General features: G+C 66.8%; 40 protein-coding genes. 7 read left to right on the forward strand and 33 right to left on the reverse strand.

Annotated features, from left to right (window positions below; all coding sequences use genetic code 11):
- The first annotated feature begins 80 nt into the window (after positions 1-80).
- From HRJ34_RS15255 to HRJ34_RS15265, 3 genes are read left to right on the forward strand one after another with little or no spacing between them, the layout of a single operon-like run.
- Entirely contained in the window at positions 81-1,082 is a 1,002-nt protein-coding gene (locus HRJ34_RS15255) for an NADP-dependent oxidoreductase (RefSeq protein WP_208631698.1), read from the forward strand.
- A complete protein-coding gene (locus HRJ34_RS15260) occupies positions 1,079-1,417 on the forward strand; it encodes a hypothetical protein (RefSeq protein WP_208631699.1) in 339 nt (112 codons plus the stop codon). The genes HRJ34_RS15255 and HRJ34_RS15260 overlap by 4 nt, the downstream gene beginning before the upstream one ends.
- On the forward strand, positions 1,410-2,057 hold the full coding sequence (locus HRJ34_RS15265; protein ID WP_208631700.1) for a Dabb family protein: 648 nt from the start codon (positions 1,410-1,412) through the stop codon (positions 2,055-2,057). The genes HRJ34_RS15260 and HRJ34_RS15265 overlap by 8 nt, the downstream gene beginning before the upstream one ends.
- On the opposite strand, the gene HRJ34_RS15270 is transcribed toward HRJ34_RS15265, so the two are convergent.
- Positions 2,058-3,128, reverse strand: a complete 1,071-nt coding sequence (locus HRJ34_RS15270; RefSeq protein WP_016746545.1) for an alkene reductase — start codon at positions 3,126-3,128, stop codon at positions 2,058-2,060.
- Positions 3,128-3,748 (reverse strand): nuclear transport factor 2 family protein, encoded by a 621-nt coding sequence (locus HRJ34_RS15275; protein ID WP_029992998.1) that lies wholly within the window; start codon positions 3,746-3,748, stop codon positions 3,128-3,130. The genes HRJ34_RS15270 and HRJ34_RS15275 overlap by 1 nt, the downstream gene beginning before the upstream one ends.
- 127 nt (positions 3,749-3,875) lie before the next feature.
- Between HRJ34_RS15275 and HRJ34_RS15280 the strand changes: the two genes are divergently transcribed.
- On the forward strand, positions 3,876-5,570 hold the full coding sequence (locus HRJ34_RS15280) for an FAD-dependent oxidoreductase (protein ID WP_208631701.1): 1,695 nt from the start codon (positions 3,876-3,878) through the stop codon (positions 5,568-5,570).
- A gap of 41 nt (positions 5,571-5,611) precedes the next feature.
- On the opposite strand, the gene HRJ34_RS15285 is transcribed toward HRJ34_RS15280, so the two are convergent.
- Entirely contained in the window at positions 5,612-6,499 is an 888-nt protein-coding gene (locus HRJ34_RS15285) for an alpha/beta hydrolase (protein WP_208634375.1), read from the reverse strand.
- Positions 6,500-6,540: 41 nt separating this feature from the next.
- On the opposite strand from HRJ34_RS15285, the gene HRJ34_RS15290 reads away from it, so the two are divergent.
- The gene (locus HRJ34_RS15290) at positions 6,541-7,662 is read left to right on the forward strand and encodes a helix-turn-helix transcriptional regulator (protein ID WP_012049546.1); all 1,122 of its coding nucleotides are present in this window, start codon (positions 6,541-6,543) and stop codon (positions 7,660-7,662) included.
- 181 nt (positions 7,663-7,843) lie between these two features.
- Here the strand turns inward: HRJ34_RS15290 and HRJ34_RS15295 are convergent, their stop codons facing one another.
- The 29 genes from HRJ34_RS15295 to HRJ34_RS15430 form a co-directional block, all read right to left on the reverse strand.
- Positions 7,844-8,611: an SDR family NAD(P)-dependent oxidoreductase gene (locus HRJ34_RS15295; protein ID WP_029992994.1), complete on the reverse strand. Its 768-nt coding sequence runs from the start codon at positions 8,609-8,611 to the stop codon at positions 7,844-7,846.
- Positions 8,608-9,759, reverse strand: coding sequence for an LLM class flavin-dependent oxidoreductase (locus HRJ34_RS15300; protein ID WP_012049544.1), 1,152 nt, complete (start codon positions 9,757-9,759; stop codon positions 8,608-8,610). The genes HRJ34_RS15295 and HRJ34_RS15300 overlap by 4 nt, the downstream gene beginning before the upstream one ends.
- Before the next feature lie 87 nt (positions 9,760-9,846).
- The gene (locus HRJ34_RS15305) at positions 9,847-10,791 is read right to left on the reverse strand and encodes a DNA-methyltransferase (RefSeq protein WP_208631702.1); all 945 of its coding nucleotides are present in this window, start codon (positions 10,789-10,791) and stop codon (positions 9,847-9,849) included.
- Entirely contained in the window at positions 10,788-11,426 is a 639-nt protein-coding gene (maiA, locus tag HRJ34_RS15310) for a maleylacetoacetate isomerase (protein WP_208631703.1), read from the reverse strand. The genes HRJ34_RS15305 and maiA overlap by 4 nt, the downstream gene beginning before the upstream one ends.
- A 96-nt stretch (positions 11,427-11,522) precedes the next feature.
- Positions 11,523-11,912: a type II toxin-antitoxin system HicB family antitoxin gene (locus HRJ34_RS15315; RefSeq protein ID WP_208631704.1), complete on the reverse strand. Its 390-nt coding sequence runs from the start codon at positions 11,910-11,912 to the stop codon at positions 11,523-11,525.
- Positions 11,913-11,943: 31 nt separating this feature from the next.
- On the reverse strand, positions 11,944-12,132 hold the full coding sequence (locus tag HRJ34_RS15320) for a type II toxin-antitoxin system HicA family toxin (protein ID WP_208631705.1): 189 nt from the start codon (positions 12,130-12,132) through the stop codon (positions 11,944-11,946).
- Between the two features lie 310 nt (positions 12,133-12,442).
- On the reverse strand, positions 12,443-13,402 hold the full coding sequence (locus HRJ34_RS15325) for a tyrosine-type recombinase/integrase (protein ID WP_208631706.1): 960 nt from the start codon (positions 13,400-13,402) through the stop codon (positions 12,443-12,445).
- Between the two features lie 35 nt (positions 13,403-13,437).
- A complete protein-coding gene (locus HRJ34_RS15330) occupies positions 13,438-13,803 on the reverse strand; it encodes a helix-turn-helix domain-containing protein (RefSeq protein WP_208631707.1) in 366 nt (121 codons plus the stop codon).
- Positions 13,803-14,621 (reverse strand): hypothetical protein, encoded by an 819-nt coding sequence (locus HRJ34_RS15335; RefSeq protein ID WP_208631708.1) that lies wholly within the window; start codon positions 14,619-14,621, stop codon positions 13,803-13,805. The genes HRJ34_RS15330 and HRJ34_RS15335 overlap by 1 nt, the downstream gene beginning before the upstream one ends.
- Positions 14,608-14,976, reverse strand: coding sequence for a hypothetical protein (locus tag HRJ34_RS15340; RefSeq protein ID WP_208631709.1), 369 nt, complete (start codon positions 14,974-14,976; stop codon positions 14,608-14,610). Before HRJ34_RS15340 ends, HRJ34_RS15335 begins: the two co-directional genes overlap by 14 nt.
- A 169-nt stretch (positions 14,977-15,145) precedes the next feature.
- Entirely contained in the window at positions 15,146-15,457 is a 312-nt protein-coding gene (locus HRJ34_RS15345; protein ID WP_208631710.1) for a hypothetical protein, read from the reverse strand.
- On the reverse strand, positions 15,454-16,014 hold the full coding sequence (locus tag HRJ34_RS15350; protein WP_208631711.1) for a hypothetical protein: 561 nt from the start codon (positions 16,012-16,014) through the stop codon (positions 15,454-15,456). The genes HRJ34_RS15345 and HRJ34_RS15350 overlap by 4 nt, the downstream gene beginning before the upstream one ends.
- Positions 16,011-16,232 carry a hypothetical protein gene (locus tag HRJ34_RS15355; RefSeq protein ID WP_208631712.1) on the reverse strand — a complete coding sequence of 74 codons (222 nt, stop codon included), beginning with the start codon at positions 16,230-16,232 and terminating at the stop codon, positions 16,011-16,013. Before HRJ34_RS15355 ends, HRJ34_RS15350 begins: the two co-directional genes overlap by 4 nt.
- Positions 16,225-16,527 carry a MarR family winged helix-turn-helix transcriptional regulator gene (locus tag HRJ34_RS15360; RefSeq protein ID WP_208631713.1) on the reverse strand — a complete coding sequence of 101 codons (303 nt, stop codon included), beginning with the start codon at positions 16,525-16,527 and terminating at the stop codon, positions 16,225-16,227. Before HRJ34_RS15360 ends, HRJ34_RS15355 begins: the two co-directional genes overlap by 8 nt.
- Positions 16,520-16,657: a hypothetical protein gene (locus HRJ34_RS15365; protein WP_208631714.1), complete on the reverse strand. Its 138-nt coding sequence runs from the start codon at positions 16,655-16,657 to the stop codon at positions 16,520-16,522. Before HRJ34_RS15365 ends, HRJ34_RS15360 begins: the two co-directional genes overlap by 8 nt.
- Positions 16,654-16,860, reverse strand: coding sequence for a hypothetical protein (locus tag HRJ34_RS15370; protein WP_208631715.1), 207 nt, complete (start codon positions 16,858-16,860; stop codon positions 16,654-16,656). Before HRJ34_RS15370 ends, HRJ34_RS15365 begins: the two co-directional genes overlap by 4 nt.
- Positions 16,860-17,132 (reverse strand): hypothetical protein, encoded by a 273-nt coding sequence (locus HRJ34_RS15375; protein ID WP_157783552.1) that lies wholly within the window; start codon positions 17,130-17,132, stop codon positions 16,860-16,862. Before HRJ34_RS15375 ends, HRJ34_RS15370 begins: the two co-directional genes overlap by 1 nt.
- Positions 17,132-18,139 (reverse strand): recombinase RecT, encoded by a 1,008-nt coding sequence (locus tag HRJ34_RS29630; RefSeq protein WP_226948802.1) that lies wholly within the window; start codon positions 18,137-18,139, stop codon positions 17,132-17,134. Before HRJ34_RS29630 ends, HRJ34_RS15375 begins: the two co-directional genes overlap by 1 nt.
- A 34-nt stretch (positions 18,140-18,173) precedes the next feature.
- Positions 18,174-18,461, reverse strand: coding sequence for a hypothetical protein (locus HRJ34_RS15385; protein ID WP_208631716.1), 288 nt, complete (start codon positions 18,459-18,461; stop codon positions 18,174-18,176).
- Between the two features lie 13 nt (positions 18,462-18,474).
- On the reverse strand, positions 18,475-18,834 hold the full coding sequence (locus HRJ34_RS15390; protein WP_208631717.1) for a hypothetical protein: 360 nt from the start codon (positions 18,832-18,834) through the stop codon (positions 18,475-18,477).
- Positions 18,831-19,655 (reverse strand): hypothetical protein, encoded by an 825-nt coding sequence (locus HRJ34_RS15395; protein ID WP_208631718.1) that lies wholly within the window; start codon positions 19,653-19,655, stop codon positions 18,831-18,833. The genes HRJ34_RS15390 and HRJ34_RS15395 overlap by 4 nt, the downstream gene beginning before the upstream one ends.
- Before the next feature lie 13 nt (positions 19,656-19,668).
- Positions 19,669-20,058, reverse strand: coding sequence for a hypothetical protein (locus HRJ34_RS15400; RefSeq protein WP_208631719.1), 390 nt, complete (start codon positions 20,056-20,058; stop codon positions 19,669-19,671).
- A complete protein-coding gene (locus HRJ34_RS15405; RefSeq protein ID WP_208631720.1) occupies positions 20,055-20,426 on the reverse strand; it encodes an HNH endonuclease signature motif containing protein in 372 nt (123 codons plus the stop codon). Before HRJ34_RS15405 ends, HRJ34_RS15400 begins: the two co-directional genes overlap by 4 nt.
- Positions 20,427-20,608: 182 nt before the next feature.
- The gene (locus HRJ34_RS29480) at positions 20,609-20,743 is read right to left on the reverse strand and encodes a hypothetical protein (protein WP_264319401.1); all 135 of its coding nucleotides are present in this window, start codon (positions 20,741-20,743) and stop codon (positions 20,609-20,611) included.
- Positions 20,740-22,089, reverse strand: a complete 1,350-nt coding sequence (locus HRJ34_RS15410; RefSeq protein WP_208631721.1) for an AAA family ATPase — start codon at positions 22,087-22,089, stop codon at positions 20,740-20,742. The genes HRJ34_RS29480 and HRJ34_RS15410 overlap by 4 nt, the downstream gene beginning before the upstream one ends.
- On the reverse strand, positions 22,086-22,385 hold the full coding sequence (locus tag HRJ34_RS15415; RefSeq protein WP_208631722.1) for a hypothetical protein: 300 nt from the start codon (positions 22,383-22,385) through the stop codon (positions 22,086-22,088). The genes HRJ34_RS15410 and HRJ34_RS15415 overlap by 4 nt, the downstream gene beginning before the upstream one ends.
- A 149-nt stretch (positions 22,386-22,534) precedes the next feature.
- Positions 22,535-22,948 (reverse strand): HIRAN domain-containing protein, encoded by a 414-nt coding sequence (locus HRJ34_RS15420; RefSeq protein ID WP_208631723.1) that lies wholly within the window; start codon positions 22,946-22,948, stop codon positions 22,535-22,537.
- A 2-nt stretch (positions 22,949-22,950) separates the two neighbouring features.
- Positions 22,951-23,403, reverse strand: coding sequence for a DUF2846 domain-containing protein (locus tag HRJ34_RS15425; protein WP_030089761.1), 453 nt, complete (start codon positions 23,401-23,403; stop codon positions 22,951-22,953).
- Positions 23,400-24,059 (reverse strand): XRE family transcriptional regulator, encoded by a 660-nt coding sequence (locus HRJ34_RS15430; protein WP_051743654.1) that lies wholly within the window; start codon positions 24,057-24,059, stop codon positions 23,400-23,402. The genes HRJ34_RS15425 and HRJ34_RS15430 overlap by 4 nt, the downstream gene beginning before the upstream one ends.
- Positions 24,060-24,143: 84 nt before the next feature.
- Between HRJ34_RS15430 and HRJ34_RS15435 the strand changes: the two genes are divergently transcribed.
- Together HRJ34_RS15435 and HRJ34_RS15440 are read left to right on the forward strand one after the other, a co-directional pair.
- A complete protein-coding gene (locus HRJ34_RS15435; RefSeq protein WP_051743655.1) occupies positions 24,144-24,386 on the forward strand; it encodes a transcriptional regulator in 243 nt (80 codons plus the stop codon).
- On the forward strand, positions 24,383-24,589 hold the full coding sequence (locus HRJ34_RS15440) for a hypothetical protein (RefSeq protein WP_208631724.1): 207 nt from the start codon (positions 24,383-24,385) through the stop codon (positions 24,587-24,589). Before HRJ34_RS15435 ends, HRJ34_RS15440 begins: the two co-directional genes overlap by 4 nt.
- A gap of 13 nt (positions 24,590-24,602) precedes the next feature.
- On the opposite strand, the gene HRJ34_RS15445 is transcribed toward HRJ34_RS15440, so the two are convergent.
- Positions 24,603-24,881 carry a hypothetical protein gene (locus tag HRJ34_RS15445; RefSeq protein WP_208631725.1) on the reverse strand — a complete coding sequence of 93 codons (279 nt, stop codon included), beginning with the start codon at positions 24,879-24,881 and terminating at the stop codon, positions 24,603-24,605.
- Positions 24,882-24,901: the final 20 nt, after the last annotated feature.

The raw sequence follows: 24,901 nt of genomic DNA on the forward strand, positions 1-24,901 counted from the left end.
GAATAAGACTTTACCTTTGCATTTGCGTTTTCATATCGTCACAATATTGCGAAATAAGCGATACGGAGAGGAATGAGACGATGCCCGATTCGACCATGGAGGCGATGGTCCTGAATCGCTTCGGCGGCCCCGAGGTGCTCGAGCTCGCGACGATCGAACGGCCGCGCGCGGAGCCGGGCCAGGTCGTCGTCCAGGTCGCCTATGCCGGGGTCAATCCCGCCGACTGGAAGGCGCGCGAGGGCTGGCTGTCGCGCTATTTCGACTATGCCTTCCCCTTCGTCGTCGGCTTCGACGCCGCCGGCATCGTCGCCGAGGTCGGCGCAGGCGTGGCCGGCCTCGCGGTCGGCGACCGCGTCGTCACCGCCTCCAACCAGGGCAAGGGCGAGCGCGGCTCCTATGCGCAATATGTCCGGTCGGACCGCGAGCGGGTGGTGAAGCTGCCCGACCATGTCTCGCTCCGCGACGCAGCGGCGCTGCCGACCGCGGCGATCACCGCCTGGGAAGCGGTGTTCGACGTCGGCGGCGCGACGGCGGGCCAGCACGTGCTGGTCAACGGCGGCGCGGGCGGCACCGGCGGCTTCGCGGTGCAGCTCGCCCATATGGCGGGCGCGAAGGTCGCGGCGACCTGCGGCCCCGCCAATCTCGATTATGTCCGCGGCCTCGGCGCCGACCTCGCGATCGACTATCGCCGGGGCGGGGTCCGCGAGGCGGTCGCTGCCTGGGCGCCCGAGGGGGTCGACCTGGTGGTCGACACGGTCGGGCAGGGCAGCCTGCTCGATTCGATCGAGATGGTCCGCCCCGGCGGCATCGTCGCGCCGATCGGCACGCTGATCGCCGACGAGCCGATGCCCGATCCGGCGCGCGCCGCCGAGCGCGGCGTCCGCATCCTCCCCACCGTCGCCAGCTTCGAGCGGCAGGAGCGCCAGCTCAATGCGCTGGTGGAGGCGCTCGCCGCCGGCCGCATCCGGCCGCCGCGGATCGACGTCCTGCCGCTCGCCGAGGCGGGCGAAGCGCAGCGCCGCGTCGCCGACGGCCATGTCCGGGGCAAGCTGCTGCTCGCCGTCGACGAGACGCTCGCATGATCTGGATCGTCGACGAGGTGGAGACCCGGCCCGGCATGGGGGCGGCGTTCCTCGACGCCTATATGACCCACTATGCGCCGGGCAACGAGGCGCGCGGGCTGACGCTGGTGCATCGCATGGTCGAGCCCGCGATGTGGCTCGACGACGCGCCCAACCGGCTGCTGCTGGTCTGGCAGGCCGACCATGCCGGCGCGGTCTGGGCCGCCAAGCACCGCGCGCGCGGCGATGCGGAGGTCGCCCGCTGGTGGAACGAGCAGGCCCCGCCCTTCATCCTGTCGCGCAGGCGCGGCACCTATGCCCCCGCCGAGGCGCTGGAGGCGCTCGCCAATGTATAACCGGCTGCTGATCCCGACCTTCGCCCCCGACCGCCGCGACGCGGCGATGGCCGTCATCGCCGAGGCGAGCGCGGCGATCGGCGCCGAAGCGCTGCTGTTCGCGCCCACCCTGCCCGGCGTCTACAATGGCGGCGACGCGATCTGGCGCGCGAGCTTCGCCGACCGCGCGGCCTGCGACGCGGCGCTGGACAGCGACGCCTGGGCCCCGGCCGCCAAGCTGCTCGCCGATCCGGCGGCCACCACCCATCTCGACGCGGTCGGCTATGCGAGCGGCGCGGTCGGCGGGCCGGTCGACGGCGGCGGCCTCTACCGCGTCGCGCTGTTCCGCGCCGCGATCGACCCGACGCCGGAGCGGCTCGCCGCCTTCGGCGCGCAGACCGCCGCCATGCCCCGCGCGATCCGCTCGATCCGCCGCTGGCAGCTCGCCACCGCCGACGAGGCGAGCGGGCTGCACGGCTGGACCCATGTCTGGGAACAGGAATATGCCGATCGGGCGGGGCTGGAGGGCGCCTATATGATGCACCCGGCGCATTGGGCCCATGTCGAGCGCTGGTTCGACCCGGAATATACCGAATTCCTGGTCCATCCGCTGCTCGTCCACAGCTTCTGCGCGATCGACCGTCCGGTGATCGTCGCCTGATCAGGCGCGATAGGCGGGATAGTCGGTATAGCCCGTCGCCCCTTCGGCATAGAGCGTCGTCGGGTCGAAGCCGGCCAGCGGATGGCCGTCGCGGAAGCGCGCCACCAGGTCGGGATTGCCGATGAACGGCCGGCCGAAGGAGGCAGCGTCGGCGATGCCCGCGCCGACCAGTGTCTCGGCCTTCGCCCGGTCGAGGCTGTCGTTGAGGATCAGCGGCCCGCGCCAATGCGCGGCGGCAAGCGCGCGATGGTCGACGGCCTGCGGCGTCGCCATCTCGATCAGGTGGCAATAAGCGAGGCCCAGCCCGCCGATCGCATCGAGCAGCGCCGCATGGGTTTCCGCCGGGTCGTCGTCGTGCAGGTCGTTGAAGGGATTGCCGGGGCAGATGCGGAAGCCGACCCGGCGCGCGCCGATCCGCCCCGCCAGCGCCTCGATCGTCTCGACGACGAAGCGGACGCGGTTCGCGGCCGACCCGCCATAGCGGTCGGTGCGCCGGTTGGCGCCGGTCGCCATGAACTGGGCGGGCAGATAGCCCGAGGTGCAGTGGAGCTCGACCCCGTCGAAGCCGGCGGCGATCGCGCGGGCCGCGGCCAGCGCGTAATCCTGCACGACGCCGGCGATCTCCTGCGTCTCCAGCGCGCGCGGCGCCATCGTCCCCGCCATTCCGGCGGGGGTCCATAGCTTAGCCTTCGCCGCGATCGCCGAGGGGGCGACGACGTCGACGCCCGCCGGCCGGTTCGCCTGTGCCGCGATCCGCCCGACATGCATGAGCTGCGCGACGATCACCCCGCCATGCGCGTGGACCGCGTCGGTCACCCTGCGCCAGGCCGCGACCTGCGAATCGTCGTAGAGGCCGGGAGTGCGCGCATAGCCCTTGCCCACGATCGAGGGGTGGATGCCCTCGCTGACGATCAGGCCGGCATCGGCGCGCTGGGCATAATAGTCGACATGGAGGTCGGTCGGGCGGTCGCCCTCGTCGGCGCGGCTGCGCGTCATCGGCGCCATGACGATGCGGTTGGCCAGCCGCAGCGCGCCGAGCGCGACGGGATCGAACAACGTCGGTGCCGGCATCAGCGCACCCGCACCTTCGGCGCGCCGGCGCCGCCGCGCATCGTCTCGATGAACCTCTCCAGCGGCGCGGGCGGCGCGACCGGCGACTCGTCGGGGCCACTGCGTTCCCAGAAGCGCTTCCACGACGGGAAATAGTCGTGATAGCCGCCCTCATAGGGCTCGCGGCCCGGCCAGCGCATCTTGCGCCCGCCGATCGGCGGCTTGTTGAGGTCGGTCGCGTACCAGTAGAGCGGCAGGCGGCGGCGGAAATACCAGCGGCCGTCGATCCGTTCATAGCGGTCGACGTAGATCATCTGCATGATCACCCATTCGGGCCCGGTCTCATGCTCGTTCTTGGAATAGACGACGCCCTGTGCATGATCGGGATCGTCGAACTCGATGATATGGCCGCCGATATGGTGCGAGGTGCCGTCGAACTGCTGCCGCATCGTGTCGTCGAACCAGGCGCGCAGCGCGGCGCGGCCGGTCTCGCCATTGCCGACCTTCACATCCTCGGGGAACAGGCCGACCCAGGCGTCGGCGTCGCGCATGTCGAGCGCGAGGCTGTACTTCGCCGCGAGCTGGCGGATCGCATCGATCGACTCGAGTCGGTCGAGGCGCTTGATAATGTCGTCGTTCACCGCATCCTCTCCACGCAGACCATATCATCATTCCACTGGAATCTGTCACTTTGCGTTGATACACGTTCGTTTAATTTCGCATAGTGCAGATTCTGCCACAGCATAGAAGAAGAGGACCGGAGGGGACATGGCATATGATCGGGAAGTGGACCTGCTGGTGGTCGGGACCGGCGCGGGCGCGCTGGTCGCGGCGTTGCGCGCGGCCAGGGCGGGCGCCGAAGTGCTGGTGGTCGAGAAGGGCGCGCTGTGGGGCGGCACCTCCGCCACATCGGGCGGCGGCATCTGGATTCCGGGCAGCCATCTCGCCGCGCAGGCCGGCCATCCCGACGACCTCGACGAGGCGTTCGGCTATATCCGCCGGCTGACCGCGCCCAACGTCACCGACGAGCAGATCCGCGCCTATGTCGACCATGCCCACCGCATGCTCGAATGGGTCGAGCGCGAGGCCGACGTCCACTATGCCGCGCTGCCCTACCCCGATTATTACCCCGAGACCGAGGGCAGCCGCGAAGGCTATCGCACCCATCTGATGCCAGGCGAGGTCGACGCGCGGACGATGGATCGCGCCGCGTTCGACACGATGCAGCGCGCCTCGCCCGCCGCCAGCCTGTGGGGCCGGATCAACTGGAAGCTGGCCGAGACCCACATGGTCCTGTTCCGGCCGAAGGGCTGGATGAAGGTGATCGTCAAGGTGATGGCGGGCTATTGGCTCGACATCCCGCAGCGGCTGCGCAGCCCGCGCGACCGGCGGCTGACGCTCGGCACCGCGCTGCTCGCCCAGCTTCGCAAGGCGCTCGACCGGACCGGGGCCGAGGTCTGGCTGGAAAGCCCACTGCTCGGCCTGATCGAGGAGAAGGGGCGGGTCGCCGGCGCGACCGTGCGGCACGGCGGGCGCGAGCTGCGGATCGGCGCGCGGCGCGGCGTGATCCTCGCCGCCGGCGGGTTCGAGCGCAACGCGGCGATGCGCGCGGCGCACCTGCCCGGCGCGCGCCAGCCGCAGGCGAGCGGATCGCAAATCAACAACGAGGGCGACGCGCTGATCGCCGCGCAGAAGCTGGGCGCGGCGGTGCGCAACCTCGATTCGGCCTGGTGGGCGCCGGTGTTCCGCATCCCCGGCGAAGATCGCGGCCGGCTGTCGACGGTCGAGCGGGCGCTGCCCCATTCGATCATCGTCAACCAGGCGGGCCGCCGCTACGCCAACGAGGCGCTGTCCTACCACCGCTTCGGCGAGGCGATGATGGCGAAGAGCGCGCCCGGCGCGGCCACCGATCCGAGCTGGCTGCTGTTCGACGGCCGCTACCGCGCGCGCTATCCGGCCGGTCCGGTGATCCCGGGGTTCCCCGACTGGATGCTGTCCGCCGCGGTGCGCAAGGTGCTGGTCAAGGCGCCGACGATCGAAGCGCTGGCGGCGAAGATGAAGGTCGATCCGGCGGAACTGCGCGCGACGGTCGATCGCTTCAACGCGATGGTCGCGCAGGGCCGCGACGAGGATTTCGGCCGGGGCGACGCCGCCTATGACCGGCTCTACGGCGATCCGCGGGTGGCGCCCAATCCGACCCTCGGATCGCTCGCCAAGGCCCCCTTCTACGCCATCCCGATCCACCTCGGCGACATCGGCACCAATGGCGGCCTCGTCACCGACGGCACCGGCCGGGTCCTGTCGGAGGGCGGCGGCGCCATCCCCGGCCTCTATGCGGTCGGCAACCTCGCCGCCTCGGTGATGGGCTATTCCTATCCGGGCGCGGGCGCCACGCTGGGGCCGGCGATGACCTTCGGCTGGCTGGCGGCGGCCGACGCGGTGCGCGCCAACGAGCCGGGCTGAACCTGGACAGGGGCGGCCGATCCGGCCGCCCCTCCCCCAGATCAGCCAAGCGCCTTGCGCAGCGCCGCCGCCACCACGGCGACCGCCTCGTCGGCGATCGGGGCGATGCCGAAGAAGCTCGCGAAGCCGTGGATGCCGCCGGCGAAGTCGTGCAGATCGACGGGAACCCCCGCCGCGCGCAGCTTAGCGGCATAGGCGGCGCCCTCGTCATGGAGCGGATCGTTGCCGGCGAGGACGATCGTCGCCGGGGCGACGCCCGTCAGGTCGGCGGCGCGGATCGGCATCGCCAGCTCGTGCGGCTCGGCCGCGCCGAGATAGGCATCCCAGAAGAAGGCCATCATCTCGTTGGTCAGCAGGCCGCCCGCGGCATTGGCGCGGTAGGACGGCGTCGTGAAGTCGTTGTCGATCACCGGGTAGAACAGCACCTGCGCGCGGGGGGCGACCGCGCCGCCGCGCAGCGCCAGCGCCGCCACCGCGGCGAGGTTGCCGCCGGCGCTGTCGCCGACCAGCGCGAGGCGGCCGGCGTCAATGCCGAAGCCTGCCGCCCGGGCGGGCAAGCCCTTCACCGCGGCGATGCAGTCGTCGACCGGCGCGGGGAAGCGATGCTCGGGAGCGAGGCGATAGGCGACCGACAGCACCGCGCAGCCCGCGTCGCGCGCCAGCACGCGGGCCAGGCCGTCATGCGTGTCGAGCGTGCCGACCACCCAGCCGCCGCCATGGAACAGCACCGCGACCGGCAGCGTCTCGCCCAGCCGGGGATGGTAGAGCCGCGCCGCGATCGGGCCGGCGCCGCCGTCAACCTCCACGTCGCGCACCTCGGCGACCTCGATCGGCGCGGTCGGGAAGGGATTGTCCATCAGCGCGCGCATCGCCGTCGCCTCGAGCGGGTCGGGCAAGGCGAAGCCGCTTGCCGCCATCGCCTCAATCATTTGCTGCAAGACCGGATCAATCACTTTATTCCCCTCTCCTGATGCCGGACCCGACGCCCGACGAATATCCCGACATGCCCGGCGTGCTCGCCGCGCTGTTCGCCAGCCTGCTCGACGAGGAGCCGTGGTCGGCCTTCCTCGAACGGCTCGGCGAGGCCTCCGGCGCGACCTGGGCCACGCTGATCCTCACCCCGCGCCAGGCCGACCAGCCCGGCATGATCCTGACCCCCAACGCCGATCCCGGCGTCGGCGCCGACTATAACAGCCGCCTGTTCGCCGAGGACCCGTTCGTCGGCCTGCCCGAGGGCAAGGTCGCGCGCTTCCGCGATTTCGTGCCGGCCACCACGCTCGACCGCAAGACCGCCTTCCGCGCCTTCCTCGAACAGACCAGCGACGAGATTCTGGGCGTCGACATCGGCGAGGCGAGCCGGCTCGAGATGCGGCTGCGGCTGACCCGCGCCGCCGACCGGCCGCGCTTCGAACCGGCCGACCGCCGCCGGCTGGAGACGCTGGTCCCCCATCTCCGCATCGCGCTGGCGCTGTTCGAGCGGCTGGCGGCGGGCGAGACCGAGCAGCGCATCTATGCCGGCGCGGTCGCCCAGATGGCGGTCGGCGTGATCATCCTCGACCGGCGCGGCAAGGTGCTGCGCCTCAATCCGCCGGCCTCGACCATCCTGGCCGAGCGCGACGGGATCGCGCTGCGCGGCGACGCGCTGACCTTCGACGATGCCGAGATCGGCCGCCAGCTCCAGGCGCGCCTCGCCCGCAGCGACGAGAACGGCCCGCTGACGCTGCGGATCGAGCGACCCTCGGGCACCGGCGACCTGCTGCTGGTGGTCGGCCAGGCGCCGGCCCCCGAATTCGTGTCGGCGGGCGGCGGCCCGGCGGCGGTGCTGTTCCTGACCGATCCGACCCATGGGCCGCGCATCTCGGCCGAGGCGATCCGCGACCTGCTCGGCCTGACCCAGGGCGAGGCGGCGGTGGCCGCGCATCTCGCCGAGGGGCTGGCGCCGGCCGAGGTGGCGGCCCGGCTCGGCATCTCCGCCAACACCGTGCGCGCGCACCTGCGCTCGATCTTCGGCAAGACCGGGGTCAAGCGGCAGAGCCAGCTCGTCCAGCTCGTCCATCAGAGCCTGCCCAGCCTGTCGCGCCCCGCGCCCTGACCTAGATTCTTTCCGGATTTGATCGAATCCTGCCGGTTTCCCCATCTTTCCGTCATTCCCGCGAAAGCGGGAATCCATGGATAAAGGCCCCCAAGAGGCTGAATGTGCCGTGACCGTGGATTCCCGCTTTCGCGGGAATGACCATCGGGGGGGCAATGTCTCGATCTAACCCGGAACAGAGCTAAAGATCGAGCGGCGGGAAAGACGACAGCAGCGCCGAATCGACGAGCTGCGCCTGTCCGTTGACCCCCGCGGCGCGGTTCGACATCAGGAACAGCGCGACCTCGGCGATATGCTGCGCCGAAAGGCCGCCGCGATAGCCGGGATGCGACAGCTCCTCGGCGAGCGCGTCGTCCTGCGCGATCCCGTTCATCGGGGTCAGCACCATGCCGGGGCAGACCGCGTTCACGCGCAGCCCCTTGTCGGCGAAGGCGCGCGCCGCCGAGCGGACCAGCCCGACCAGGCCGTGCTTCGACGTGGCATAGGCCGCCGCCTCGGAGAAGCCGATCAGGCCCGCCGCCGAGGCGGTGACGACGCAGGCTCCGCCCGGCCGCAGCCGCGCGAGCGCGAGTTGCAGCCCCAGGAAGGCGCCCCGCAGGTTGACCGCGATCAGCCTGTCGAACAGCGCCGTCGTCACCTGCTCGAACGGGATATAGGGCTGGAGCATGCCGGCGTTGAGGAAGGCATGGTCGATGCCGCCATAGTCGCGCTCGGCGGCGTCGAACATCGCCTGGTTGTCGGCCTCGCTCGCGACGTCGGCGGTGACCACGGTCGCGCGGCCGCCGGCCTCCCGGATCAGCGCCGCCGTGGCGGCGGCGCCTTCCCCGTTCAGGTCGGCGACGACCACCGCGGCGCCCTCGGCGGCGAAGCGCCGGGCGGCGGCGCGGCCGATGCCCGATCCGCCGCCGGTGACGAGGGCGACCTGGCCCTCGAAGCTGCCCCCGCTCATTCCGCGGCGACCGCCGCCTGCTGCGCCTGGGCGCGGAAGTGCGGGATCACCTTGGTGCCGATGTTGCGGATCGTCTCCAGGATCGACGCGTGCGGGACCGTGCCCATCTGGAACAGGAACAGCACCTCGTCGGCGCCGGCCTCCTGCAATCGGGTCACGTAGCGGATGCAGTCGTCGGCATTGCCATAGGCATCCTCGGCGACCGAATAGTTGCTGGTATGCTCGTCGCCGATCGTGATCTTCTCTTCGGAGAGATAGGCGACGACCGCTTCCTTGCCCTGGTTCAACGCGGCCTCCTGCTCCGCCGCCGACAGGTCGTCGGTCGACGGCTTGGGGCCACCCTGGTACCAGTGGGCGATCGCCTCGGCAAAGAAGCGCTGGCCGCGCAGGCCGATGCGGCGCGCCTCCTCGCGGTCGTCGAGCACGCAGGCCGCGCAGAAGGCGGCGAGATGCTCGGTCGGCACCACGCCGACCTGGTCCTCGGCCTTCCGGTTGCGGAAATTCTCGCGATAGACGGCGTTCTTGCGGGCGATCTCCTCGGGGCCCGAGAAGCCGAGCACCAGCGCGCCGATGCCGCGCTTGCCGGCCAGCTCCAGCGTCGCCTCGCGGGTGCAGGCATAATAGAGCGGCGGGTGCGGCGTCTGCAGCGGCTTCGGGTGGATCGGGCGGCGCGGGATCTTGATGTACTTGCCGTCGTGCTCGATCTCGTCCTGCGTCATGATCCTGGGGATCAGGTACATCGACTCGTCGATCATCGGCTGCAGCTCGGCCAGGTCGTAGCCGAAGGTGCCGGCCTCCTGCTGGGTGCCGCCCTTGCCCATGCCGAAATGGACGCGCCCGCCCGACAATATGTCGAGGGTGGCGATCCGCTCGGCCACCTTGACCGGATGGTTCATCGCCGGCGGCAGGCAGACGACGCCATGGCCGATGCCGATCCGGCTGGTCTTGCCGGCGAGGAAGGCGAGCATCGTCTCCGGCGCCGACATATGGGCATATTGGGTCAGCGCGGTGTGCTCGACGCACCAGACATTGTCGAAGCCGACCTGTTCCGCGAGCATCACCTGCTCGACGATCTCGTTGAAGCAGCGCACCTCCGATTCGGGGGACGTGTCCGCCATCTGCGCTTCGTAGATGATCGAGAATTTCATGACGTTCGCTCTCCTTGACCCGCCGATGTCCGGCAGCATGGAAGCGAAACTACAGGGCGCCGGATCGGCCGGCATCGTCTGTTCAGACTATGCCGGCGCCGATCCGCCCGCGAGGATGCGATCGCGCGCCATCGCGCAATAATCGGGGTTGAGCTCGATCCCGACGAAGTGCCGGCCCTCGGCCCGCGCGACCAGCCCGGTCGTGCCGGCGCCGAAGAAGGGATCGAGGACGACGCCGCCCTCCGGGCTGCCCGCGCGGATGCAGGGCGTGATCAGCGCGGGCGGGAAGACCGCGAAATGCGCGTCGCGATATTTGCCGAGCGACACCGACCAGACGGTGCGCCGGTTGCGGCCGAGCGGGTGGAAGGCCTGGTCCCAGCGGCCGTCATGGAGGTTGGCATCGCCACGATTCTTGCCCTGTTCCGGGGTGCCGCCGCGCCGGCCGAAATGGCCGCGCCCGCCGCGCATCCGGCTGTCGGGGCCGAAGGTGCGGTGCGGCTCGCGGATCGCATCGGCGTCGTAGCGGTAATCGTCGGTCTTGGAGAGCAGGAAGACATATTCATGGTCGTGGGTCGGCCGCCGCTTGTTCGAATGCGGCATCGCGTTGGGCTTGTGCCAGACGATGTCGGAGCGGAGCCGCCAGCCGTCCGCGACCAGCGCCAGCGCGACCCGCCACGGCATGCCGAGCAGCGCGCCGCCCGCATATTTGTCGCCGAGGTTCAGCCACAGCGTCCCGTCGTCGCGCAGCACCCGGCGCAGCGCGCGGAACACCGCGACCAGCGTCGCGACATAGGCGTCGGGGTCCGGCTCGATCCCGATCTGGCCGGCGACGCCATAGTCGCGCTGGCCGAAATAGGGCGGGCTGGTCACCGCGACATGCGCCGATCCGGCCGGCATCGCGTCGAGCGCCGCCCGCGCCGATCCGTGGACGATCAGGTCCGCCGCGCCCCAGTCGGCCTGTCCCAGCGCCGCCGGATCGAGGATCGGGATCGCCGCCGCGCCGCACTCGGCCTCGGCCCCCGCCCCGCTCATTCGGCGTCGGGCTGGACCGACGGATGCGCCTGGCGGAACGCCTCCAGCTCGCCGCACGCGGCGTCGATGGCGAGCAGCGTCGGGAAGGCATCGATCGCGCAGTTCAGCCGCCGCGCGTTGAACAATTGCGGCACCAGGCAGCAATCGGCCATGGTCGGCGCGTCGCCATGGATGAAGCGGCCGTTCCGCCCGCTGCCGGCGACGAACGCCTCGAGCCGGCCGAGCCCGTCCTCGACCCAGTGGCGATACCAGGCGTCGATCTCGTCCTGGTCGTGGCCCAGCTCGCGCTTGAGGTAGCGCAGCACCCGCAGGTTCGCGAGCGGATGGATGTCGCAGGCGACGAGCAGCGCCGCGGCGCGGACATAGGCGCGCTCGGCCAGGCCCTGCGGCAGCAGCGGCGGATCGGGCTGGCGTTCCTCCAGATATTCCATGATCGCGACCGACTGGACGATCAGCCCGTCCGCGTCCTCGATCGCCGGGATCAGCCCCTGCGGGCTGACGTCGCGGCGGAAGGCGGGCAGCGGATCGGGCTTGACCAGATGCACCGCCTGCTGCTCGGCGGCGATGCCCTTGAGGTTGAGCGCGATGCGGACGCGATAGGCGGCCGAGGAGCGGAAATAGCTGTACAGTTTCATGCGATACCTTTCCGCCCGATGCTTAGCGGCGCGCGGCGGCGCTGTCATCGCCCCGCCGCCTGAGGCGATTGTGCGGCAGCCGCCGGGCGCTGACGCTCAGGCTTCGGTCGACGCGAGCGCCATGCGCGCCGCATCGGCGATGAACCGCGAACGGTTCTTCGATGCGCGGTCGATCCGTGCGACCAGGCCCTCATCCATGGTGATATTGATGCGAATGGCCCGGCCGGGTTTCTGCGCGCGGACCAGGATGCGGGCGACCTCGTCGACCTCGGGATCACGCTCGACCGCATCAAGCTCGGACGGCTCGGGCAAGGTTTCGCCGTGCTGGGCCGTGACGAGAAGATGCCCGTCCAGCGCTTCCTCGGCCATGCGAGCGGCTTCCTGCACGGTGCGGCCGCCCGAGGTGCATCCAGGCAGGTCGGGAAAGAACACGCCATAGCCATCGGGCGCTCGTTCGATGATGGCCGGATAGAAGATCGTGGTCATGCTTGGCCTCACTTCATTGCGACGGGCTCCACTACCGAAGCCCCACTCCGCTCTGCTTTTCGATGCTTTTCAACGTCCCTGTGGTCATCTCCTTCTTCGGGTGGGGCACGGTGACGGTGCCGGGCTTCGTCGGGTGGCGGAACTGCTTGTGACTTCCGCTCTGCCGTACCTCTCTCCAACCATCAGCCTCCAACTTCTTGATGACGTCAGCGCTTCGCATCTCCCACCCCTTCGATAAGTATGTTTATACACATCGGATTGGATGATTTCAAGGCTCTTATACATATAAGATACACACTCCTCATCGCCGATGCGTGAATACATCAAAGGCTGGAGACGGGTCCGGGACCATTCCGGAACTTTCGTTTCCCCTCGCCTGCCGTTCGATGCCGCTCGCTTCCGTTCCGCCAATCATCGCTTGCGGAAAATGGGGCCGGAACCTAAGGCGTTCCCGCGTCGGGGAGTGGCGCAGGCTGGTAGCGCATCTGGTTTGGGACCAGCGGTGCGTTTTTCGAAATTCGTCATATAGTTCAAGCCTTTCTGGCCGATTTCGGTTTAGCAGATTTGACGATTGTGGGGGATTTGCGGGGACTCGCTGCATCCATCGCCTCGCGCACATCCTCCAACAGAACATGAGCGTAGCGGCTGGTCGACGCGATGTCGGAATGGCCGAGCATGCCCTGGACCGCCTTGATGTTCTTCGACGCCCGCAGGGTCCGCGTGGCTGCGGTGTGGCGCAGGTCGTGGATGACCCGCCAGTCGGTGATCCCGGCGCCTGTGATCGCCCGCCGCATCGCCGACTTGAGCCCCTCCTCGGTGATCGGATAGCGCTTGCCCCGCTTCCGACCATTGCGCGTCGACTTGGCGACATAGGTCCAGACACAATGCGCGTTCCGTCCCTTCTGGGCGAGCAGCAGCACCCGCATGCGCGCGGTGATCGGCAGGAAGCCTATATCGTCGTCGTGCAGCGACTTGCGCTCATAGGTGATGACGCCGGCGTCGAGATCGACCTGCGACCAGCGCAGCAGGAGCGCGGCGCGGCGAAGTCCGGTCAGCATCGCGAACTCGATCACGTCGGCATAGTCCTCGCGGAGGTGCTCGTTGAGACGCGCCTCCTCCTGGACGCTCAGCTCGCGCTTGCGCGGCTTCGGCCGGCGCAGCTTGAGCTCGGCCCATTTCTTCGCCGCGCCCGTGTTCACCCTTGAATCCTCATCGGACCAGGCGTTCTCGGCGCGGTTGAAGATGCGGCGGATGAGATCGGGGCACTCGGCATTTATGGTCTGGTTGGCGGGCAGTCGGCCGAAGCGCGTCTTCTGGCCGCGGCGGCGCGCCTGATATTCGGCGAGGTCGGACATGCTGATCTCGGACAGGAGCTTGTTCTTGCCCAGCCCCGCGACCAGGTTCTCCATCTGATACCAGACGCTCTGGCTATCGCTCTCGTGCTGGGCTTTCTCCAGCCAGAAGCGGGTGACGGCGGACCCCAGCGTCATCTCGACGACTTCCTCCTTGGGCGACGCGCCCGATTTCAGCCTTTCCTCGACCTGCGCCCGGATCCGCGCTTCCGCGCGCTCGGCTGCTCGCCGCGTAGTTTCCTTCGTAGATCCTCGAAATCGAGCACCTTGGATCTCGAACTCGTATTGGAAGAAGGGCGAGCCCTTACGGGAGTAAACTGACATCGACGGCTATCCTCGAAGGCGCGGAGGTCCGATTCGGCGAAGCGAACATGCTTTCGCTTTTTCCCGAGGCCGACAAGGATCACGCGGACATCGCCATTGGCGACGTGCTTCATGAGGGTGGCCTTGCCCATCTTGAGGCGCGCGGCGGCTTCATCGGGGAAATAGACGTGGTCGGCGGCGAGGTCCCCATCGTGGGTGTTCGTGACAGGTCGCATCACCCCTCCCCATTGCCGCTGCGCGCGATGGCGGCTGGGACAAGGTCGTTCGGACGACCATGCCTGTTGATGTAGAAGCCGTCCGTCAGCCCCAGGGAGCGGCTATTCCGGGGCCAATCTTCCGAAACCGAGACGTTGATCCCGCCGCGGTCGCAGGCTTGCAAGCCCGCCACCCACAAGGGCTGATCGCGCCACTCGCCATATTTCATCAGGAAATGTTCCGACGCGCGGACCTCATCGCCGATGCGCGGCTGCCATCCATCCACCTCGCCCGGCTGGGCTTCGAATCGATCGACAATGCCGCGGATCATCGTCTCGTGGTCGGGACATCCGCGACCGGGGATCGTGCTGGCGAAATACTCACCGTCGCCCCCTGTCAGGCGGTCGATGTGCGCAACTGCTTCCTCGAACCCGTCACGCTTGCCGATCTGGTAAGCCTCCTCCTCATCCACCTCGCCCGAGGACTTTGCATTTTCTGCGGGGTGGTCGGGGGCATCGACCTTCCCCGTCCCATCGCAATCCGGGCAGTCGGCAACTCCAGCATCAGCGGGAGCATCCTCCGGCGGGTGGAGGTAAACGTCCCAATCGAGGACGATCTCACCATTCCCCTGACAGGTTTCGCAATCGGTCTCCTCCAGCCCACCGCCGGAAGCGCCTCGGAGGGCCTCGATGATGGCTTTGAATAGGAAATAATCGCTGCCCCGAAAACTTGCCGGGTCATCATGGAGGAACCATGGCTGCGGTTGCATGCCTGCTTCCGCATAAGCTGCCATGACAAGCTCCCGCGCCCGCGCCTCGACCTGCTCATCCCTGGACATCGTTCTTCTCCATGAGGTGCTGGCGGAGGGCTGAGACGCGTGGACGACCGTCATGCCAGTTGGCCTCAAGGCCCTGAACGATCTCGTAGTCAGCGAGTACGAGGCCATTCAGGGGTAAATAGTAGCCGTCGTCCTTCTGTCCTCGCTCTTTCATGGCGAGATGGCTGACGAAGAGATAGTTCGCCTTACGCGAACGGCCGATCGCGATGCGGTCGACAACTTGCTTGTACATGAAGTGACGTTTCCGACGCGCTTCGGTGAAGTGAAACACCTTCAGCACGTCGCCGACGAGAATCTCGCGACCCGTCTTGTCGTAAACGGCCGCCGCAACGTCGGGCGCCTTTTCTTCGCTCATTGGTCGGCTCCGGTGGTGGGGCGGTCCTTGCCTAAGATTTCGGATTTTCGACCGCAGCGCGTGCACTGATCGACATAACGATAATCAGCCATGAGGCGGATATCGCCGTACAGACGTTCCTCGAACAGTCGTTGCCAGCAGTGCAATCCGATCCGACATAAAATGCTCATCACTCGCCGCCCTTCGCGCTCTGGCGGATCGAAGCGGCAAGTGCCGGTCGCAGGTTGGTGCCGATGCCGATCGCAAGATCAGCGTTCTCAACGATCTTCGCGCACCGCTCGCGCTCGGCTGCTACGGCCAGCTCGATTGTCTCCGCTGCCGCCGGTTGTGGGGTGGATGCGAGGGCGGCGCGGTAGGCATGCCACTCGTGATCAGCCGTGTGCATGTCTTCCATGCTGGCGAACTTGAACACCATCTCGTAGCTGGGTTTTTCCCCGCCGCGCGAAACAGTCGTGCGGAAAGCGCTGAGCATTGTCTTCATGCTTCATCTCCGGGGTGCCATTGACCAGCAGCGCGCTCAGTCCAAACCTTGGATCGCAGCCAGTTGGCGATGTCGCGCGGATCGGCGTCGATCTCTTCGGGTAATTTCATGTCGAGATCGTTAGACAGCAGCCAATCGGACAACCGCTCAAGCTGAACAATACAACGTTCAACCTCCCCGCTCAGTGCCGTCTCATCCGTTACAGGCGAGGGGGTATCGGCGGTTACGACGTTGCCGCGCTCATCAGTCAATCCGATCCGGAACAGAAACCGCTTCGCGTATGGCCAGACTTTCGAGTGCTCGGTGATCGTCGACCACGCTTCATGCACCTCGTCGGCCGTGCGAGCCTCTTTCGTTCGGCCAAGGCTATCACGATAGCAAATGGCCCTCGCCCTCGCGGTATCGGTGGGGCGCTGCACGAGGGCGAGAAGCTCTTCGGCGATGACGTAAATATTGCTCGGAAGGCGCGACCCGTCGCTACCAGTTGCCTTTCCAAGAGCAATCGCCTTCTCAGCACGGACGACGATCTCCGCCGCGCGGGTGGGGTCGGTGGTCATTTTGATTGCTCCTCAACCTCCGGCCAGCGCCGCCCGTAATCCGGGAGCGCCTCGCCGAGCATCACGGCCTTGGCGTGAAGTTCCAGTATCTGTTTGGTCGCCGGGCCGACGCCGCTGACCTGGAAGCTGCGGCCTCCGCGGATGATCTGGGTCATGCCGGGGTACTGCGCCGTCGCGGGCACGGTGCGGTCGGTGGCGGGGTCCAGGCGGTCAATCATGCGTCAGACCCCGCATCGCTGCCCGCACACTCCGCCCGGCGTCGGTCGCCTCGGCGAAGATGCTACGGCGATCGTCTACGTCCTTCACGCGCTGGACCAGACCCATCGAGCCGAAGCTGTTCAGCGCGCGGGTGATGACGGGCTTGGAAACGCCGAGGCGCTTGGCGAGCCCGCGCACGGTGTGGACGCCCGGTTCGTCGCACACGATGGCGAGGATCGCGGCCTGCCGGGTGGTGAGATCGACATAGGCCGGCGAGGCCAGCCAAGCGAGCGACAGGGCGGCGAGATCACCCATGGAAAATCTCCGGATATCGCCGCGCGCGCACGATCAGCTTCGCCGCCCAGATGCGGAGCTGGACCGCGTACAGGTCGATCGGGCCGAACGGCGCGGCGCGGAAGGCGGGGGGAATGGGGGCGCGGGTCATATGTCCAGCGACAGCGTGTGCGCCATCGCTCCCATGCCGCACTTGGTGCAGACCCGCTCACCCCCTCGACCGTCGGAAAACTCTCGCCAGCCCTGAAAGTCATGCTGACATTCGGCCTGCTGGCGGCGACGAGAGCGATGCAGCCGTTCGGCGCGCTCCGATGGCGTCTCGCGGAACTGGTCGTTGAAGCGATCCCAATCCATCACCGGTCGCCCTTCAGCGCCTCGATGCGGGCGTCCACGGGTTCATACATGCCCTTCCGGCCATCGACTGAAGCGATGCGGCCAGAATTCGCCATCCGATACAGCTTGTTAACGATGAACTGCCGCTTGTAGGCGACCTTATGCCTGCGCCAGAGCGCGATGAGAATTTCGTCGACCACCATCGGCTTGTCGATAACCGCCGCGATCCGATCTTCGGCAGTCCGCTTGCTCAGTTGTTTGAGCAGCTCGGGAGGAAGGTCATCGTATTCCATCACCGCCCTTCCTTCGTCGCCGCAGCCTTCGCCCGCATGATCAACTCGCTATGCTCCGCCGCCGCCTCGCGCACGGCCGAGGCCTGGTCGTCGTCGAGCAGCGAGAAATCGGCGTCGCGAACGTAGGCGTTGACCTCGGCCACCTCGGTCAGCGCGACGATCTCCGCGATCATGGCCTCGGCCGCATCGACGGTGGTCTGGGCCTCGCCCATCTGCGACTGATCGCGGCCCTCCATCGCGGCATAGCCTTCGCGATCGAGGCGGGCGGCCGTCTCCCCTTCGCTCTCGACGATCTCGCCCGTGTCGGGATCGTGGGCGATCGCCGGGCGGGAAGTCTGGCGCGGCTCGGGCGCGCGCTGGGGCGTGATGTCGCGCATCGGCATGGGGCCTGGTGAGAGGCCGGGGCCGATGTCACCGACCTCCGCGTCATCCTGGTCGTAGATGCCCGAGAAACCGAAGGCGAGCCGCGCGCCCTGGATCAGCGCCTTATGCCGCAGCATGCGCGCCGGCATCATCTTCCACGGCTCGGTCGAGCGTTTGCACTCGTCGAGATATTCGATGACCTTGATCGGCCGGGTCCGGTCCTTCCGGTAGATCACGCTTTCGATCGCCAGCAGGTTGCCGTCGGCGTCGGGGATGTCGTTGAACTCGATCCCGTCGAACATCGGGTGGCGGTTCATGATCGTGTTCCAGCCATCGACCGAGATGACGGGCACGATGCCGCCACCCTTGGCCGGGAAGGCGTAGATTTCCTTCGTCAGCGGGTTGAGCTGGTACTCGTTGGCGACGATCACCAGCGCGACGAACTCGTCGTCCTTCGCGCCCTTGAAGACGGTGTTCATGAGGGTGCTTTTCAGGACAGTGCTCGGCACGTTGAGGCGCTCGGCCATCATCTGCAGGGCGCTGCGCGGCGCGGCGGCCTTCGCCTCCTCGATCCGCTGGACGTTCTGCTGGATCGCGTTCTCCTGCCGCTGCATGGCGGCAGCGCGCGCGGGACGGTTGGTCATCTGGTTCATTGGTCGGGTTCTCCGGAGGATGGGGTCAGAACTGGACGACGGGGTCCAAGCCGTCGCGATCGATGGGGGTGTCGTTGGCCTGGAACACGTCGGGTTCGGCGGGCACGTCCTCGACGCGGCCGAGGATCGGCTTGCACGGAAACGGCGGGGCCTGGTCGCTCACCGACACGACCTCGACGCGCTTCCAGCCATCGGAGCGGTTGTCGGGCACCTTGACGATATCGCCGGGGGCGAAGGTCTCATCCCCTTCGTATGCGTAGGTGTAGGTGCGGGTGTCCGACGCACGGAACTTACAGGCGACAAAAACGGTCATGGTCTGGGCCTCCTCAGAAAGGGATTTCGAGACCGCGCGACCGCGTCGCCTCGTCTCGGTAAGCGTCGAGAATGGTTTTGGCGGTGTCGCTGGCGAGCTTGAGATCGTCCCATGTCGCAGCGGGACGGGCGGCGTCGACGAACCTCTCGAACTCGGCGTAGGTCATGACGATCGCCTTCTCATCGCCGAGCCGGCGGAAGCTGCCCGTGGTCAGCGAGTGCAGCCAGTTGCGCACGTCCTGGAGCCGAGCCTCCATCTGCCGGTGCTCGCCCGCACCTTCATCTATCGATGCCGGACGGGCGGCGGCGAAGCCCTTGAGCCACCAAATAGCATCGGCCAGCGCAGCGTGGGCCTGTTCGATATCGCGGATCACCGGATCGCAATCCCGGTCTCGGCGAAGATGCGGACACCCTTCATCTCGCGCGTGCCGCTGCGGACCTGCGCCGCGATCACCTTGTCGATCGCCTCGACGACCTTGGCGTGCTTGAGGATGCTGTCGGGCAACTGGCGGACGCTGATGATCTCGTGCTTCCACGTCGTGGTGCGCGAGACCTTGGCGCCGAAATCGCCCTGGGCGATCGGGCCGGCGTTGGTGGTCACCTCGACCGCGACCTCGACAGTCTCGGCCTGGACCTCGACGACCGCAGCCTCGCGCGCCTCGGCGGCGGCGCGCTCGTTCTCGATGGCTTGCAGGCGATCGCGCTCCTTCTGCGCCTCCTGATCGGCGATCGCCTGCAATCTCTGCCGCTCCTGCTCCGCGATGCGCTGGGCCTCCGCCTCGCGCTGACGCTCGAGCTCAGCGATATGGTCGTCGAACTTCTTGAGGCGGGCGCGGGCGACGGTCTCCGCCTCTTTCAGCGAAGCGACGACAGCGTCCGCCCTGCCCTTCAACGCGCGCTGCGCGGTCAGCAGTGGCCGGTTCAGCTTCTCGCGCTCGGCCTCGACCGCCTTCTGGGCCGCAACCATCTGCTTGATGATCTCGGCGTAGCGGCCGGCGATCTCGGGCGACGTGATTTCAGGCGCCCGGCCGAAGCTGGCGAGCAGGTCCTCGATGCGCTTGGTCAGGCCCTCGGCGACGAGCGCCTCGGCCAGGTCGATGACGACCTGCTCGTCGATCGGGGGACGGTTGGAGCCGATGACGGCGCGCGGGTTTTCCGCGGGGTCATTGGCGACGGCGGCAGCTATGCGGGTCATATCGATCTCCCGGTTAGAATTGGAGCGGCGTGGACAAATGGTTGAGCTTGCGCGTCGGGTCGGCGAGCGCGGCGTGGCCGGTCTCGCGGCCCCAGCGTTGGAGCTTGATCAGGTGGCGCGCCTCAGCCTCGTCGATCGGGTCGGCGGCGCACTGCGGCCAGACCCGGTCGAGATCGATCGGCTGTCCATTCGCAGTGGCTTGCCACCTGAGGGACCGGTCCATCAGGTCGCCGGTCAGCGGGTCGCGGGGCTGGCCGAACCAGATGCGGATCGCGACGAACACGCCACCGCTGCGCAGGCGCATGCGGTAAAAGCCGGCCCTTGGTAAATCTGGGTCGAACCCGGTGAAGCCTTCGGGCAAATCGCCGGCCTGATTGTAGATCAGCGTCGGGCGCGAGATCATATATGCACCCATGTTTTTCTCCGGAGAATGCGGGCGACCTGCGTTTTCGAGATCCCGAATTGCGCGGACGCTTTCGGCACGTCCCCACGACGTCCCGGCCGAAACTGCGACCGCATCGCGATCACCGCCTGTTCAGTGAGCTTCGCGTTAGGGCTGGCCGTGCCCGGCATGGACTTGGTCCGGCGCCGCCCTTTTGCATCCATATCGGCGTTGTTTTCCGCGATGGTGCCAAGGAAAAGGTGCGCTGGGTTGACGCAGGCCCGCACATCGCAGCGGTGACAGACGCACAGGTCACCGGGATCTTCGCCGTTCGCAATCTTATATGCGAGGCGATGTGCACCCATTGGGCGGCGGTTTACGCTGATCATCCCATAGCCGGCTGGGCCAATATAGCTTGTCCAAAGCCAGCACTCGTCTGGGCCGCGCCGGTCGACGTGAGACCAGAAGCGGTCCTCAGGAGCGACACGGAGAGAAGCCGCGAAGCATTCCCTAGAGCAATATTTGAACGCGCGCTTCCGCGTGGCCGCGCCGCATCTGATGCACGAACCCTTCATTCGCCTGCGCTCCGACCGAGCGCGTCGAGGAACTCGTGCCAGCTCTCGCGGAAGCTGATGACGATCGCGATGACCGCAATGATGCCTGCGGCGATCATGGCGCCAGTGCAGAGGATGTGGGACACCGTCACGACCGGCTCTCCGCATTGGCGCGAGTGCGCACCTCCTCCATCAGCTCCCGCTTGAACTCGTCGAGCGCAAAGGAGTGGTCGAGCGCCTTGTTCTCCTCGAACAGGTCGTTCACCGCCGCGACCACGTCGGCCACAGTGACGCCCTTGGCAACGCCGCTCACCTTGTCGCGAGCAAAGGCATAGCGCTTGGCGCGATTGGGAACCGACGCTGCCATGGCGCCCGAGACAATGTGCTCGAGCAGGAAGTGCTTGTGCCCGAGATCCTTCACCTTGAGCTCTTCGACGTCCAGGCCGATCGCATGCGCCTCGGCGATGATCTTGTGAGGATCGGAGAGCGTTTCGACTGCCGCGAAGACCAACTGGGCGATGCCGTCATCGCCGATCAGAATCCCGTCGAAGTTCCGGCGAAGGATGACCTCTATCGCCTCCATCGTCGGGCGCTTGACGGTGATCTTGAAATCGCACCGGCCATCGCGAAGTACCGCCTGATCGATAACCTCGGGACGGTTTGTCGCCAGCAGGACGAACGCCCCGCTCTCGTGCATGCCGTCCATTTCCGCGAGGAATGTCGCGACCTGCGATTCCTCCCAAGGGGCGACGCGGCGGACACGGCCCGTCCGGTCCGGGAGAAGAACCTCCGCTTCGTCCATGAAAACGAGCAGCGGGTGCTTGCGATAGGCCTTGTACTCACGGGCGAAGGTGAAGATCGCCTTGATCCGCTCTTCCGTCTCGCCGATGAATTTCGACTGCAATTCCGAGCCGGAGATCGAGATGAACTCGACCTCGCCGCCGTAAAGGCGCTCCATCTCGGATGCAGCGGCGCGCGCGAACATCGTCTTGCCGCAGCCCGGAGGCCCCGACAGAAGTGCGCCCTTGGGCATCTTCATGCCGTAGGCCTCGTAGAGCGCCTTGTGCTTTACGGGAGCCTGGATGGCATCGCGCAATTGCCCAAGCGCCTCATCGTTGCCGATGATGTCGTCGAATGTCTGCTGCGGCGCCTTGGAGAGATATTTCTCAACGGCGTTTCGAGCTGCCGAATATGAAGACGGCGGACCAGAGCGCGTCTCAGTATATGCGGATGCGCCGGGCCGAAAGCCCGTCGATATGCTGATGCGAACGGTCTCTTCCATCATACGCTGGAATTCGCTCGGGCTGATGAAATTGCTCGACATTGACGATCCTCCTCCAGGGGCCGCGCCTTCGAGGCCGACGCTGCAATTCGGATCGCCGCACCAGCACATGCGGCTTTGGCTCTTGCGGTGTTCGCGCGCGCCATTCTCCTTCGGGCGCTGCATTTTCCCGCGGTAGTTCGGATCGTAGGGCGAGCCGTACTTTTCCCAGCTCATGCCGCCACGCTCCGCAGCGCGGCCCGCTCGGCCGCAATCCGATCATGGCGCGCCGGCAGGTTGACGACCGGAGCAACCGGCACGAACCGATAAGCCACGATATGCCAGTCCCGCGGGCCCTGATGCCGCCACGCGTCGCGCAGGCCAGTGGCCCAGAAGCCGGCGAAGTGCGCCTTGCGATCCTCGATGCCGTTGCGAAAGCGGACCTGGATCAGCGTCTCATAGGGCAGCGGGCAATCGCCGCCGTCGTGGGCGGTCCAGCCATCTGCGGCGACGATCTTCGTCTGCGCGTTCATGAGCCATCCTCGATGCGGCGCCGCGCTCGGGGGGGCTTGAGCGCGGCGCCTGGGGACGCTGACGAGCTGGGGATGTCTCGATCAGCGGTGAGGATGAAAATAGCTATCTATTATTCCGCGTCAACAGAAAAAATAGATTGCTATTACGCTCAGTCGTCCGGCCAGATTGGGTCGCTGAAATAGTGGTCGTAATCCGTCGGTTGCGGGTTCAGCGATTCGCGCCGCTCCGGGAGCTCGGGGACGCTGCCATCAAGCGAAACGCGGATGATCGCTCCTCGCTGCGTTGCTTCTTGAAACACTGCCAGAACGGCGGCCCCTTCGCGCATGTGCTTACCAATGAACGGGGCGCGTTCGGCCGCAACGTATCCGATCTGGATGCCGCGCTGAGTGACGATCATGATGGCGTTGGGATCGGCCGGGTTGTCAGGCTCTAGAACGAGTTGAAGCGGCTCGCCCGGGACGCAAGTCGCGATCTCGAACCTGCGAGGAATTTGGCCGCGAGACCGCGGTTTGCGATTAGGATAGTCCGCCCCTTTAACGAGCAGAGACAGTTGACGCGGCAAATTTACGATCCTGACGGAACCGCGATCTCCTTGCGCTCGAAGTCGGCTTGGTGCTCTGCAAAGCTCTCCTGATCGACAATTTGGAGATCGGCGCGACCCGTCATAAAGCCCGGCTTGATCGTGCAGCGAACATAGCTCGATCCACCGGCATCGACGGTAACTTCCACGCTGCTCGTCTTATTGTTCAGGATATAGCGGCCGGCGGGGACTTCCCACTCCGCAAATTTGCCGCGGCCGAGCTCCACCAGTTCGTGGCCCTTGAACCGCACGGGGCAGGCAATCCCCATGCCCATGATCGACGAGGGCCGATAGATGATAATCTTTCCGTTGGCTGGCGCAGCATCGGCCGTCGCCACGGCTTCAGGGCCCACTTGATTTACTGCGTCGACGGTAGTCTGCCCGTTGGCTGACACGGCCGCCGCAAGAAGGATCGCACCCACCACCCCTTTAATCACATCCGCCTCCCCAGCCAGATGACCCGCCCTAGCAAATATATGTCTTCCGCCGACACTTCCTGGTTGTCGACGTCTTTATTATCCGAAATGACCAATATCCTGCCCGGTCCGACTGTGCGGAGCCGCTTGATTGCCCCTGCTCCGTAGAGGCTGATAGCCCAGATGCGGTCCTGCATGTTCAAGATGCGCTGCGCGGTATCGATCACGACCAGGTCATTGTCGATGATCGTGGGGAACATGCTGTCCCCTCCCCCGCTGGCTACAAAGAGCCGGTCCGCCGGCGAGCGGGTTATACGATTCAACAGCGCCGCATCGAACTCAAAGGAGCTCTCGTCGGCATAATCATCGATATTGGTCCCCGGACCCATCGAGTAGCTCAGGTCGACATGGCGCAGCGCAATAGACTGGCCGTCGCGCGCCGGTGAGGCACTCGGCGTCGGGCCGCCCACATAATCGCTATCGCCCCGGAGCCATTGCACGGAAACACCGAGCGCACTCGCAATGTCTGCCAGGTATCGCGATCGCTGCGTTTTCCCCAGAAGTATCTGGCTGATGGCGCCCTGGGTGCAGCCCGCCTCCTTGGCTAGGCGCGCCTGGTCGAAACCGGCCGCAGCCATGGCCTCTTTCAGCCGCTGAACCTGAATGCTTTCCGCCATGGCGCGATCATAGCGACTGCGGAATAGGCCGCTATTGAAGTTGTCTATTGCGAGCACAATAGATTGCTATTACAAAGCGTCGTCATGGCTAAGCTCATGACCCCCCACGCCGCCTTCGCCAAAGCCGTTGAGGCGGCTGGCGGGCAGACCAACTTCGCCAAGATCTGCGGATGTACCCAAGGGAATATCTGGCAGTTGCTCAAAAAGGGCGCCGCCCTCCCACCGCAGTATGTCCTGAAGGTGGAGGCCGCTGCATTGGGCGTCGACCGACACCAGTTGCGCCCTGACATATATCCGTCCGAAGCACCGGAAGGCGCCGCGGCATGAGCGCCCCCGACCCGAACGCCTACGCGCTGCTCAAGCGCGATCTGCGCCGGCTCGACCCCGAGAACGGTCTGGCCGCAATGACGACCAATAGCCCGCCGCTGGCCCAACCCTGCGGGAAAGTCCGCGGGCCGGGGAGCGTGCTCATCTTGGATAGCGGACGCGGCGCATCGCTGCGCAGCGTCGCAATCTGGGAGACGCGCTGAGATGCGCCCGCCACTACCTCCGGGTCGGGAGCCTGCGCTTCTTTGGCGGCGGAAACAGAGCGTCGATGAGCGCCTGATTCCCGGCCTCCTGAAAGGCTTGCAGCAGTTCGACGGTAAGCTGCGCGGCGCCGCTGAACTTCCACCGCACATCGTGAAAGGAGCAGCCGTGGAAATGCGGCGCGGCCAGTCCTGCAAAGTCGATGGTTGTTCCTTTGAATACGACGCTGACAAAGGACTTACCGTCAATTTCGACGGTCCCACCCTCGTACGTCTTACCAACAATCGGTTCCATGCATCCGCTCCTCGTGCTGG

Origin of the sequence: Rhizorhabdus wittichii, assembly GCF_017607425.1 — a bacterium.
Classification (GTDB): domain Bacteria; phylum Pseudomonadota; class Alphaproteobacteria; order Sphingomonadales; family Sphingomonadaceae; genus Rhizorhabdus; species Rhizorhabdus wittichii.